Source organism: Methylobacter sp. (assembly GCF_036845245.1).
GTDB lineage: Bacteria > Pseudomonadota > Gammaproteobacteria > Methylococcales > Methylomonadaceae > Methylobacter_A.
This window is the reverse complement of record NZ_DAIUEH010000030.1, coordinates 18846-31688: the sequence shown is the minus strand read 5'-3', so window position 1 is coordinate 31688 and position 12843 is coordinate 18846. Positions and strand designations below refer to the sequence as shown.

At 45.6% G+C, this 12843-nt stretch carries 10 protein-coding genes; 2 read left to right on the top strand and 8 right to left on the bottom strand.

The genetic code is table 11. The features are described from left to right. Positions 1-30: 30 nt before the first annotated feature. The 6 genes from V7051_RS14145 to pgaB all read right to left on the bottom strand — a co-directional run bounded on the left by V7051_RS14145 (position 31) and on the right by pgaB (position 7680). On the bottom strand, positions 31-3162 hold the full coding sequence (locus V7051_RS14145) for an EAL domain-containing protein (RefSeq protein WP_333875841.1): 3132 nt from the start codon (positions 3160-3162) through the stop codon (positions 31-33). A gap of 221 nt (positions 3163-3383) precedes the next feature. Further along, entirely contained in the window at positions 3384-3689 is a 306-nt protein-coding gene (locus V7051_RS14140; RefSeq protein ID WP_333875839.1) for a hypothetical protein, read from the bottom strand. Positions 3690-3727: 38 nt separating this feature from the next. After that, a complete protein-coding gene (locus V7051_RS14135; protein ID WP_333875837.1) occupies positions 3728-4177 on the bottom strand; it encodes a tellurite resistance TerB family protein in 450 nt (149 codons plus the stop codon). A gap of 17 nt (positions 4178-4194) precedes the next feature. After that, complete coding sequence (locus V7051_RS14130; protein ID WP_333875835.1) at positions 4195-4536, bottom strand: tetratricopeptide repeat protein; 342 nt, start codon at positions 4534-4536, stop codon at positions 4195-4197. 280 nt (positions 4537-4816) lie between these two features. Continuing rightward, positions 4817-5659: a tetratricopeptide repeat protein gene (locus tag V7051_RS14125; protein ID WP_333875834.1), complete on the bottom strand. Its 843-nt coding sequence runs from the start codon at positions 5657-5659 to the stop codon at positions 4817-4819. 104 nt (positions 5660-5763) lie between these two features. Then, positions 5764-7680, bottom strand: coding sequence for a poly-beta-1,6-N-acetyl-D-glucosamine N-deacetylase PgaB (pgaB, locus tag V7051_RS14120; protein ID WP_334181151.1), 1917 nt, complete (start codon positions 7678-7680; stop codon positions 5764-5766). A gap of 453 nt (positions 7681-8133) precedes the next feature. On the opposite strand from pgaB, the gene mgtA reads away from it, so the two are divergent. Both mgtA and ppk2 read left to right on the top strand, forming a co-directional pair. Continuing rightward, positions 8134-10677, top strand: a complete 2544-nt coding sequence (mgtA, locus tag V7051_RS14115; protein ID WP_333875832.1) for a magnesium-translocating P-type ATPase — start codon at positions 8134-8136, stop codon at positions 10675-10677. 119 nt (positions 10678-10796) lie between these two features. Next, positions 10797-11582: a polyphosphate kinase 2 gene (gene ppk2, locus V7051_RS14110; RefSeq protein WP_333875830.1), complete on the top strand. Its 786-nt coding sequence runs from the start codon at positions 10797-10799 to the stop codon at positions 11580-11582. A 4-nt stretch (positions 11583-11586) separates the two neighbouring features. On the opposite strand, the gene V7051_RS14105 is transcribed toward ppk2, so the two are convergent. Together V7051_RS14105 and V7051_RS14100 are read right to left on the bottom strand one after the other, a co-directional pair. Beyond that, complete coding sequence (locus V7051_RS14105) at positions 11587-12282, bottom strand: TVP38/TMEM64 family protein (protein ID WP_333875828.1); 696 nt, start codon at positions 12280-12282, stop codon at positions 11587-11589. A gap of 142 nt (positions 12283-12424) precedes the next feature. Further along, positions 12425-12766, bottom strand: a complete 342-nt coding sequence (locus V7051_RS14100; protein ID WP_333875826.1) for a hypothetical protein — start codon at positions 12764-12766, stop codon at positions 12425-12427. Positions 12767-12843 lie beyond the last annotated feature (77 nt).

Sequence of the window (12843 nt, the reverse complement as noted above, 5' to 3'; positions counted from 1 at the left end):
ATTAAATCCAGTAGAAAATATTAAACGTCTTTAGTTTCGAGGAGCTGTCAGTAACTGACTTTCAAGCTCTTCGATAGGTAACGGCTTGCCAAATAAATAGCCTTGAAATACGGTGCAACCCAAGGATTTTAGCAGCTCATCCTGTTCGGTATCCTCAACGCCTTCGGCGATTACAGCGATCTGCATTAATTTACCCAAGGTAATCACGCTATGGATAATGTAAGCGTCATTGTTATTTCCCATGAGGTTTTCCATGAAACTTTTATCGATTTTGATCTGGTCGAAGGGCAGGTTTTTCAGGTAGCTGAGTGATGAATAACCGGTGCCGAAATCGTCCATCGCGAGAACAATGCCGATGGACTTGAGCTCAAGCATCTTTGCGATAGCGATATCTATTTCTTTCAATACCATGCTTTCGGTCAGTTCCAGTTTTAGCTGTTTAGGTTCGATGTCGTATCGCACCATGATCCCACGCACTTCATCGACGAAACCCGGTTGATAGAACTGCTTGGCGCTAACGTTCACTGCAATGCTCAGGTTGCGGGCTAAAGGCAGGCTTCTCCATACTTTGAGTTGGGCGCAGGCAGTTTCCAATACCCAGCGCCCGATGATCAGGATGATATCCGTCTCTTCGGCCAACGGAATAAACCGGGCAGGAGGAATCAAGCCCAGTTCGGGATGATTCCAGCGAATCAGCGCCTCCACGCCAATCATCTGTTTCTTGTCATCAACTTGCGGCTGGTAGAAAAGTTTTAGTTGATTATTGTTGATTGCCTGCCGTAAGGCAGATTCGAATTTGGCTCGGTGCTCCAATTCCTGCTGCATCGCAGGATCGAAAAACCGGTAGGTATTTTTGCCGCTTTTTTTGGCCGCATACATCGCAGTATCCGCCTGCGCCAATACACTATTGGCTGTCGTGCCGGAATCGCAAAACAGTACTATGCCCATGCTGCTGGAGCAGTTATGTACGACACTACTTAAAATATAAGGTTCCGCCAATGCCGAAACAATCTTTTCCGCCACCGTTTTTACCTGGAAAGCGGCACTGTCGGATGTTGTGCCTAGTTCTCCCAGCAGCACGATAAATTCATCTCCGCCCAGTCGAGCCACGGTATCTGTTTCCCGTACGCAGGCTTTCAATCTGTGTGCGACTTCGACCAGTAGCTCATCGCCGACTCCATGTCCCTGAGTATCATTTAGCAGCTTGAAATTATCCAGATCGAGAAACAGCAACGCACCATAGTATCCGGTGCGTGCCTGAATGGCGATAGCATGCTCCACACGTTCAGTCAGCAGACGCCGGTTCGCTAACTCCGTCAAGGTATCGTAGAAAGCCAGACTTCTGATTTTTTCTTCGGACGTTTTGCGTTCAGTGATGTCGGTAAAATTACCGACATAATGAGTAATACGTTCTGCATTATCCGTGACAGCCGTTATAGCCAGCCATTTTGGGTAGATATGGCCATCCTTATGGCGATCCCATATTTCGCCTTCCCATTGACCATCGCTCTGTAAGGCGCAATGCATGGTGCGATAAAACTCCTGGTTATGGCGCCCTGATTTAAGGATAGAAGGTTTATGGCCGATGGCTTCTTCCGGCATGTAGCCGGTAATCTGGGTAAATGCCCGGTTAACGCGTACGATAATCTCGTCGGCATCGGTAATAATAATGCCTTCCTGGGTCTCGAAAGCGGTAGCGGCAATACGCAGTTCCTGTTTGGCTCGGATGCGTTCGGTAATGTCCTTAAAGAAGGCGACAAAATAGCCGCCGTCTTCGTCAATGAAAGACGCATTGACTTCAACATCCCATACACTCCCATCCTTGCGACGGTGCCGGGTTTCAAACGTATCCGTCTCATGCAACATGATATTACGGATATGTTCAGCCGTTTTTTCCGGTGCTTCCTGCGCCTCCAGATCGGTAATCCGCATTCCGACCAATTCCGTCTCCGAATATCCGGAAAGACGGGCGTAGGCAGGGTTGACTTCCAACAGGCGACCCTCTTTGTCCACTTGCCAGAAACCCTCGTTGGTGCTTCGAATGACCGAATAGTATTTTCTATGGTGCTCGTAGAGTCCGGAGGTGCGTTCGACAATCTTTTGCTCCAGCTCGTATTCGGACGTTTTTAACCGGCTGAGAGTGTTATTCACCTGTTCGACCATACTATTGAACAGTTGCGACAGCTCGGCGGTTTCGCGATAACCGTGCGAGGAAATTTGTTGCGTGAAGTCTCCCCGGGACAAGGACTGTGTCATGTCAGTCAGCGTAATAATAGGTTTGGATAAACGCTTTCCGATCATCGCAGCGATTAACCAGGCTGAACAAGTAAAAATAAAGGCCGTTCTGCCCAGGTCTATAATCAATCGCGTCAATGGCGCAAAGGCTTCGGCCTGATCGATATGCGCCATAATGCAACCGCCGCCGATTTCCGGTACGAACCGAAAGCCATAGATGATAGGAACACCGTGATAATCAAGATCGAGAGTTTCGCCGCTTTCATGGCGTAAACAGTGTTGCATCGGTATGGCTGAAATGGGTTTGATAGTTCCTTGTTCCGAGGGATAGCGCGGCTTGGTAATGAAATATCCACGGTTATCGGCCAGAAAGCTTTCTCCCGATTGCCCCAGAACCGAAGAACCAACGAATATTTCTTGCAGTGCCTGTTCGGCCGAATAAGTCGTCATTAGATTAAAACCGGACGTTGAATCGGCAGCAATCAGTGATAACAACGAAATGCCGTTTACCGTAGAGATTGTTGCAATCTGCCCTGGCAGGAAAGGTGTGTCTAACTTGTCGAACGCTATCGCTTCGCTGCCCAAGGTAAGGTCGCCCTCAATTCCTGAATGAAAAGTAAAGCCGATAATATGATTGATAGAGACAAACTGCTCCAGCGTGGCGCGGACGCAGCTGTTAATACCGCCATCGCTGCGGTGACAGAGGGCGATCAATCTGTCCAGTAAAGCTTTGCCGTGCTCGTTGTTTCTGTGCAACTGCACACGCAGTTCTTCATGGCGTGCGTCAGCAATATGGCCTACGTCTTTGATGCGATTTTCTCTGATATCGTCGTACACAAACCAATAAGCGGCTGCGCCTATCAACCCGGTGGGCAGTAAAAGGCACAATAACAGCGTTACCGTTAAATGTGTTTTTATCGATCTCATTCCCATGGTTTGCTTATTTACGTACTTTTAAAAACATAAACAAAATCCCTCGTTCACTTATTACGATTTGTACAATTTTAAGTGTACACCCCGGGAACGGGTTATAGGTATAGTTTCTATCGATCCAGACAGGAACTAAGGAAACATAAAATGGGTAGGAAAATCGCTCAAGGAGTCTATAAAAGGCTTATTCCCTTGATAATAATCAGGTGAAGTCTGAATCAAACAATTTCAAAAGAGAAAATCACTGTAATCAATGTCATTGAGAACAATCCCAGCAAAAAGAGCATTTCCGCCCAACGCTCCAAACGTTCAGTGCATTGCTCTAAACGAATCGATGAAAAGGAAAGTAAGGCACTCACCATAAACAATAAGCTATCTATAGCCAGGGCTTTGTCGATCAGGTAGTTAGCCAGCCCAGGGGGCATGCTTTTAACAATACTGATGACCATGATGCAGACGCCCACCATCGTTGCGGAATTCGGCAAGATATGATGAGAAAGGTCGCTGGAATTACGATCTTTCATAGCGTTTTTGTATTAATCGATTAATCACAAGTGTTTGCTTATCCGAGCCCAATCCGGTTTTTCGTCATAATAAAATCGGTATGGGAAACATGCAAAAGATCGGCAATTTTTCGTACCAGATATTCTTCGTTCATATCCAATACGCCATCAATAAAAGCGATTTTCCATAGCGATTCGATGAGTCGGACTTTTTGGTCCGGGCTGTATTCCTTATTGATTAAGGACGTAAATTGAAAGTAATCGGTTGCCTGTTTTCTTTGTTGTTCGGCCAATTCTATTAAAGCAGCCGCTTGCTCGGCAGCTAAAGAAAAATTTTGTTGAACCAGCGATAAAATAAGTTCTTGTTCCGTTATCTCGACTTTGTCGTCCATATGCATCATTTCGAGGAACAAGACAACAGTCGCAAGTTGCAACTGTTGTTCTGAAAGCTCTTCCGATGCTGAAAGCGCAAGATGTCGGTCAAAAAAAAGTTTGATCAGGTTAAGCATTTTTTAAAGGATTCCATCTATTTCGCCGGGCTCATCGCATCAAGATTGCTTTGTGCCGCAGAATGCCCCTGATCTGCGGCTTGCTGATATAACTCAAGAGCCTTGGCTTCGTCTTTGGGTACGCCCAAGCCATTCTCATAAATATAAGCGAGGTTATATTGCGCATCAGGATCTCCCGATTTCGCTTCTCTTCGCCATTGGGAAATCTTATCTTCTGTCACAGTTGCGACAGGGGGCACGACTTTTTTTGTTTGGGTACTATTATCGGCTGCATTTTCAGTACAAGCTCCGAGTGATATCGCAGTTGCTATAACGATGGCAATGGGAATGAGGTTTACTGATTTATGAAGTAATGTCATTGTATTAGTCCGGTTAAAAAATAAAAAAGCAGCGTAAGCGCCGGTAATTTATTGTTTAGTATGAGTTAATTTGCATTGTAAATTTAGCGCTATTATCTCTTCTGTCCCTATTGGCGAGAATAGGTATTTTTGCCTATACCGCCAAAAGTACAATAGTTTCAGTTAACCATCACCATGCGTAGATCAGGCTGCCGAGCTTACTGGTTAAGTTTAACAACTACCTCTGACTATTACAGAATCAGGAAAATAAGATTACCAACACCGGGTCTGATATAGCCAACTAAGTCCAGTCGTCATCTCCATCACCATCACTGGCTACGTCATCATCCCAGGAAGACGCATCTGCGATACCAAAATCAGTACCGCCCATATCGTCATCTGCACTGATGTTGCTGGATGATGTCCATGGCGAGCTATCATGATGCGGCGGTTCGGGGACAACAACGTCGTTATTTTTGTCGCCATCGATAAAGTGGTGCATCAACGCTTCGCCGGCCACGACACCGGCACCCAAGGCCGCGCCCGTTGCCAAGTTTCCGATAATGCCGGGGCCCATTCCGCCGGCAGCAGGCTGAGCCATTACCGAGCCGTTTCCATTTACACCGGCAGGTGTGATATTTGATCCCGGGCCATTGCCTGCATAGTTATTGGCAGGAATTATCTTGGAATTTCTCCGGCTCATAAATCCAATTAAAAATACGATTAAACCAATACCCAAGATTAAAAGAACCGCCGGCATCCAGTCTTTGACGGTAGACGGAATGCTTTGACTACCGATATTCGGCTGTACTATTCCGTTTGACACGGAAGCAATGCGACTCTTAAGACTGCTCACTGCTTCCGGTTTGGCAAAGGGGAGGCCAGGCTGTAAACGTTCGGCAGTATTCAGTTCAACACCGGCGCTGCTGAACAGGCCTTGTTTGGCAAGTAATTCAGCTTCCACAAAGTGCGCCTTGGCACTATTGGGATGATCGTGCAGCACCTTATCCATCATGGCTTGCGCTTCCTTAAACTTCCCGGCTTCGGCCGCCAGATAGACCTGATGCATTGAGGGTTCGTCTTCGGCAAAAGCAGGTACTGTTAAAAACAGCAGTGCGAGGGCGATAATGCAATGTTTTAACATTGTTCAACTCCTAATTTTAAATGTGTGGTTTATGAATTGGGTGCGGCAATAAAAATAATGCCGCTAGCTTATATTTAAAATATTAATCCTTCAGCATTGGGCATTTAAGGCAAAGCCGAAAGCGAAAAGTATTTTTGTAAATCCTTCAAACGGGGCTGATCCAGAAAAACATCATCCGGATAATAACCGATATGTCGAACCCCCAGTTTTTTCAATATTTTCAGCTGTTCAATAAAAAACGGCGAAGGCGTTTTCTCCTGAGTCTTCCAATTGACTGTTTGTAATTCAAATATGGATTTCTTCAGCCCTTCGGGATAACGAGCCGCCGCCGTGACTAATCCTGTTAACGGTTGGCCGGATTTTTTTACCTCCTCGATAAAAGGTATGGCTTCAATAGCCACATAATTGTAATGTGCCGAAAAGGATTTAAACGATTGGGCATATTGTTCTTCACTATCCGGTTTTAACAACGGTAAGGCGTAGAGCTTACGCGCCGTTTTTATACCGGGACGATTATCTCGTACCCTGTTAGCCAGCTCATCGGTAAATTGGCTAATCAGCTCGGTTTTATGTTGAGCCCATGCCAGACTCATTTTGGGGCTTACATGTAATTTTTCAAATTGATCGGGTAATCCCCATACATTTCGTCCAAAAGCTAACGCTGCTGGCGATACATCTTCATGATCGGATAACATGCCGTCGTCATGAAATAAAATTCCGTCAACATTACAGTACCGGCCCAAGTCTTCATAAATATCAATTATATAACGCCGTGCTTCAGGCTGGAAAACCGAAAGCCGCGTGTAAATATGATTGGACTTTTGAGCTTTACCGTCCCGCCATTCCTGCACATACCATGAATCCGGCAGTTTGTTCTGAAAAGCAAAAACCGGCAGCCATGCATACACATTAACGCCGGCACGCGTTTTCAGCTGCCAGGCGACATGGCTGAGCAAATCCTGTTTAACCGGTAAATGCCGGTTAGGAAAATACAAGGCATCGGCATTGCCGTCATCGTCGGTATCGGAGTAGGCTTGAAGAAAGACGCTAGTAATGTGCGAGTTTGCGATGCGTTGAACCTCGGCGTCTATATTGCGTTCAGTCTGTTTTGGATCTTTATCATAGAGAAATCCCATATCCAAACGCGCTATCCGTAGCGATCTGTCGGTGCGCAATTTACTGACAATTTCCGCAAATTGGCGGACATCAGGATTATCAGTCATGATTAAACGGCGCAATACATCGATATTGGCCACCGTATTAAAACCGTCGATCAAGCCCATGGTCATAGGCATTCCGGCCTCGCGCGATGCTTCGAGAGCAATATTGTTGTATTCCCCATACGGCCAAACCATGACTCTGGGCCACACGCCCGCATGTTGAAAAATGAAGTCGGCGCTTTTTCTTAGGGCCAGATGGATACGCTCCCGATACTGACTATCGGTTTCATAATGACCCGTTGTAAAGTCATATAAACGGGTGACCGTCGCGGCTTGGTTATCGCCTTGCGGATTGGCAACGGCACTTTTGTGCAGGTCATAAGTATGTGAAGCCATTTCTACCAGGCCGGACTTCACCATTTCTCTGACTTGATCCCAAGTGAGCAATTGCTTACCGGCTTCGTCAGGGATATCGATGCCTTCTATCCAAGTACCTATCAAAGCAATAGTGGCCGGGTAATGATATTTCTTTAATATTGGAAAGACTCTGGTGTAAAAACTCTGATAACCGTCATCAAAGGTTAACAGCACCGATTTATCAGCTATCGAATTCTTACCTGCCGCCGCATCAAGTATGTTTTGCATACTGACTATTTTATAGCCGTTTTTTTTCAGCCAAGCCAAGTGTTCTTCAAAATGATCGACACTGACATCCATCGAGTTTAAAGACGATTTTGCGCTACCTGCCGTTACAATATCGTGGTAGTTGAGCACCAAAAAGTGATGTTCTTCGGCGTAAGCCGCTTCGGTAATAGAGATCAGGAAAGCCAATATAAACAGTTTATTAAGCCACTGAGCCACGATAACGATCTTTGACGGAAACATAATACCCAATTTTCATGTTATGAAGCTCGCGAAGTCTATTTTATAGACGAGGCTTCGATTTCCAACCCTATGCCCAACTGAGCGAAGAATCAGCCTGGCTAAAACGAGTTGTTTTGATTCATCTGTTGTACCTGTATAACAGGCGGACAAAGAAAAATCTAAAGCCAATACGCTACTTAATAAATATCTAAAGCAATTTATAAGCCATTAATAGCATAACTAGGCTATTCAAATGATAAGAAACGCCGGTTTGTCCTAAATGGATGAAATCAACCGGTCATAATCGATTTTCCGGTGCAAATCAACCGGTAGTCAATAGGCGCAGTTCCAGGCTTTACGATTAATGATTCAACCAGAGAGTATTACCTTAAAGTCGGGCTGATAGCTACAATAATGACAAACACCATGGAGTCACATAAAGGTTTAATCATGAACAATACCGTAAAAAAAGAAAGCTCTGAAGTTCGTAGCGCATTTTGGAATATCCCTGCCGAACAGCAACTCAAACAGCTGAATACGACAGTTCAAGGATTAAGTAATGAAGAAGCCGGGCAACGCATTAAGCGTTACGGCGCCAATCGGCTGAATAACAAAAAACAGACCGGAAACTTACGACTGTTTTTGGCCCAGTTTAAAAGTTCCATTATTCTGATACTGCTTTTTGCTACCGGTCTGTCGTTCTATTTACATGACCGGCTCGACGCGGCAATCATTTTAACGATTGTTTTGATTAGCGGTTTGTTAGGATTCTGGCAGGAAAAAGGGGCGGCCAGCGCGATAGAAAAGTTGCTTGAGATCGTGCAAATCAAGGTTAACGTAATCCGTGACGGTGTAACCTCGGAGATTGCCGCCGAAAACCTGATTCCCGGCGATATTATTTTACTCAAGGCGGGAGATGTTATTCCTGGAGATTGTCTGATTCTGAAATCCGACAACCTGTTTATTGATGAAGCCATATTGACCGGAGAGAGTTATCCGGTCGAAAAACTACCCGGCGTGTTGCCGGCAGATACCGCATTAGCTCAGCGTACCAACGCCTTATGGATGGGAACGCATGTACAGAGCGGCGCTGCAACAGCGCTGGTGATTGCGACAGGGCAGACCACGGAATTCGGTAAACTTTCCCTGCGCATTAAGTTAAAGGCGCCTGAAACCGAGTTCGAGCGCGGCATCAGGCGTTTTGGCTATCTGTTGATGGAAATCACGCTGATACTGGTCATGCTGATTTTTGCAGTCAATGTCTATCTTGAAAAAGCGGTACTGGATTCGTTTTTGTTTGCACTGGCGCTTGCGGTAGGCTTAACGCCGCAATTACTACCCGCAATTATCAGCATCAATCTGGCTCACGGCGCCAAACGCATGGCTGAAAAGAAAGTCATCGTCAAAAAACTGGCTTCAATCGAGAATTTCGGCAGTATGAACGTGCTTTGTTCGGATAAAACCGGCACCTTGACCGAAGGCACCGTCCATTTGCGTAGCGCCTTTGATTTATCCGGCAACGCCAGCGATAAAGTCGCATTTTATGGTTACCTTAATTCTGTTTATGAAACCGGCTTCAGTAATCCGATCGACGAAGCGATCAGGCAGTTTCGGCAGTTCGATCTGAAAGACTGCGAAAAACTGGATGAAATTCCTTATGATTTTTACCGTAAGCGTCTAAGCCTGTTAGTTTCCAAACAAGGCGAAAACATATTAGTCACCAAAGGCGCGCTGACCAATATACTGGCCGCCTGTTCGGAAGCTGAAAATGCCGACGGCACTTTGATGCCCATAGAATCGGCGAGCGTGCAAATCCAGCAGCGTTATGAAGATTTCAGCCGACAGGGATTTCGTACTTTGGGACTGGCCTATAAGCCGATGGATGCCAAGTCACGGATTGATAAGACCGATGAGACCGGCATGCGCTTTTTAGGTTTTTTGTTATTTTTCGATCCCCCCAAAGCAGACTGTGCCGATACGATCAAGCAATTACGTGAGCTGGGCGTGACGCTAAAAATTATTACCGGCGATAACCGTTTGGTAGCGGCCACCGTCAGCAAACAACTGGGGCTTACAGAACGCGAAATTCTTACCGGCCCGGAAATTCAGAAAATGAGCGATCCGGCATTAATCAATAAAGTGGTGGATGTCGATTTATTCGCCGAAATCGAACCCAACCAGAAAGAACGCATTATCATTGCGCTGAAAAAAGCCGGTTTTGTCGTCGGTTACATGGGTGACGGTATTAATGATGTGTCCGCGCTGCATGCTGCCGATGTCGGCATTTCCGTCGATAGCGCGGCTGATATCGCCAAAGAGACGGCCGAAATTGTGTTATTGGAAAAAGATTTGGCCGTGCTGGTGCATGGCGTTCGTGAAGGACGTATCACCTTCGCCAACACGCTGAAATACGTGTTCATGGCAACCAGCTCCAACTTCGGCAACATGTTCAGCATGGCCGGCGCATCGCTATTCCTGCCTTTTTTGCCGTTATTACCCAAGCAAATTTTGTTGACCAACTTACTAACCGATTTTCCGGAAATGACCATCGCTTCCGATAATGTCGATGCTGAAATGGTCTCGCAGCCCAGACGCTGGGATATTAAATTCATCCGTAAATTCATGATCACCTTCGGCTTCGTCAGTTCTGTATTCGATTTTATGACGTTCGGCCTATTATTGCTGTTGGATGTCTCTACAGAACAATTCCGCACCGCCTGGTTTTTGGAATCTGTGGTTTCAGCCGCACTGATCGTGTTTGTGGTGCGTAGCAGCAAGCCGTTTTTTTCCAGTCGGCCCGGCAAATATCTGGTCGTCGCAACGTTGACTATCGTTGCCGTTACGGTCGCGTTACCTTATACGCCGATTGCTCCGTTAATCGGTTTTGAGCCGCTGCCTATCCGCTTGCTCGGCTTGCTTGGCGTTATCGTCATGCTCTATATCTCAACGGCTGAAATAGCAAAACACATTTTTTATCGTCTGGTAAAAATGTAAATAGATAGATTTAATTCACCACGAAGGCACGAAGTACACGAAGTTTTTACTCCGCTTTTCTTCGTGTACTTCGTGCCTTCGTGGTGTAATGCTTTTTTCATTCCTGAGGCGCATTAATCATGACCAAAAAACACGATAAACAAATGACCGGCAAAAAAGATTACAAACAGACCTTGAATCAGTTGCAAATCGAATTGGTTAAACTGCAAAATCATCTTATCAAGCATGACGATAAGATTCTGATCATCTTTGAAGGACGCGACGCCGCTGGAAAAGACGGGACCATAAAACGTATTACTCAGCATCTAAGTCCTCGCGAAACGCGCACGGTAGCGCTCGGAAAACCTTCCGACCGGGATGCCGGCAGTTGGTATTTTCAACGTTACGTCGCGCATCTTCCCGCCGCCCAGGAAATGGTGTTATTCAACCGCAGTTGGTATAACCGCGCAGGGGTCGAACATGTGATGGGTTTTTGTAGTGATGAACAATATCATGAGTTTCTCGAAACCGTGCCCGGCTTTGAGCAGATGTTGGTTCGATCCGGGATCAAGTTGCTGAAGTATTATCTGGATATTAGTCAGGATGAACAAAAGAAACGCCTGAAAGACAGGGAGACGGATCCGCTTAAGCAATGGAAAAGCAGTCCGATTGATAAAGCGGCGCATAAGCATTGGAATGAATACAGTTTGGCCCGTAACATCATGCTTGCCGGAACGCATCATTTTACCGCGCCCTGGACTGTGGTCAGGGCTGACGACAAACAATCCGCCCGCATCAATGTGATTAAAGATATGTTATTTCGTCTTGATTATAAGGGTAAGAATGAAGGGCTGGTACTTCCCGATACGGATATTGTTTTCAATTATGAAGAAAGTTATCTGCACAACGGCATGATAGCGCCGTAGTTATTTAATCTTTATATCCCAGTTGCTTTACCGCATTTCCCGCAAGTTTTGCGACATAAATCAACACGGCCACGGAAATAACCAAACCAACCGTCAGTAGCGGGTATGAAACCGTACTCTGCGGCGAAGCGTCGCTGATTAACCCGGACAGATGCTTGGCGCTATAGCCGAAATAAACCAGGCTGATGTTGTAAATTAAAATACCGCTGGTAGCTGCTAAATAAGGGCGGAACCTGACTTGAGTCACCGAAAAGGCATAACTGAGCATTGCAAACGGCAAAGGTGTCAGACGGAGTAAAAACATCAGCTTGAATTCATTGTCATTGATTATCTCGTTGAGTTTGGAAAAACGCTGATGTTTAGCAAGATGCGAAATGACTCTGTCACGTAATAAATGCCGACCCAGAAAAAAAATAAATGCCGATGCCAGATAGGTTGCCAAGATGATGTAAAACACTCCGGCGCCGATCGGGAATAATATCCCCGCAGCAAAACAGAGTGCGTCGGCTGATATAAAAAAAGGTGTCAGTACAACAAATAACAAAATAAAACCCAGTGGCGCAAAAGCGCCCATATTCTGAATCCGGACTTCCAGGCCGGGAAGATAAAGTTTCAGCCCATGCCCGATAAGCAGCACCAGTCCAACAAGCATTAAAGCTATGGCTAATTTATTGATAAGGGGCATGTCTTGCAAATGCATGTTTTATTTACTCCCTGAAGGAATTAGTAAATTATTCGGTATGATTATTGTTAGCTTATAACATGGGATTGAGTTCGAGGGGACTACTTTAGCAATTACTGCTGGGCAGGAAGTGAGGAAAGTTCGAGGATACAGCAGCGTTTCAATAATGATAATGAAGATCACATTCTCCAAAGAGCCGGTTGCTGAGTGGAATGTCGCCTACTGCGTTCTGAATAACATCGACATCGCAGTCGACATTAACCGGCGTTTTTTTGAGCGCGAACGCTTGGGCTTCGTTGTTATTGTGTGCCGACATGTCCGAGCTACTTAACGTGTTCATCTTTTCATCCGCAAGCCATTTATCCGGTAATGTCAGTATCAAATCAGAAGGTGGATCAGATTGATCAAATGCTTTTTGACTATCTGCATACGCAGGCATCGAGCAACATAGAACAAATCCGGTAACTCGTAATAACATCTTCAAGAAAATAACCGCTTTCATGATTTTTCTCCCATTTAATCTTGGTAATAAAAGATTAGACAATCTGTCGAAAAAATCAATAAAAGTGTAAATCAGTA

Coding starts and splice junctions, on each gene's coding strand:
- V7051_RS14145 (WP_333875841.1), bottom strand. CDS start 3,162: ATGAGATCGATAAAAACACATTTAACGGTAACGCTGTTATTGTGCCTT.
- V7051_RS14140 (WP_333875839.1), bottom strand. CDS start 3,689: ATGAAAGATCGTAATTCCAGCGACCTTTCTCATCATATCTTGCCGAAT.
- V7051_RS14135 (WP_333875837.1), bottom strand. CDS start 4,177: ATGCTTAACCTGATCAAACTTTTTTTTGACCGACATCTTGCGCTTTCA.
- V7051_RS14130 (WP_333875835.1), bottom strand. CDS start 4,536: ATGACATTACTTCATAAATCAGTAAACCTCATTCCCATTGCCATCGTT.
- V7051_RS14125 (WP_333875834.1), bottom strand. CDS start 5,659: ATGTTAAAACATTGCATTATCGCCCTCGCACTGCTGTTTTTAACAGTA.
- mgtA (WP_333875832.1), top strand. CDS start 8,134: ATGAACAATACCGTAAAAAAAGAAAGCTCTGAAGTTCGTAGCGCATTT.
- ppk2 (WP_333875830.1), top strand. CDS start 10,797: ATGACCAAAAAACACGATAAACAAATGACCGGCAAAAAAGATTACAAA.
- V7051_RS14105 (WP_333875828.1), bottom strand. CDS start 12,282: ATGCATTTGCAAGACATGCCCCTTATCAATAAATTAGCCATAGCTTTA.
- V7051_RS14100 (WP_333875826.1), bottom strand. CDS start 12,766: ATGAAAGCGGTTATTTTCTTGAAGATGTTATTACGAGTTACCGGATTT.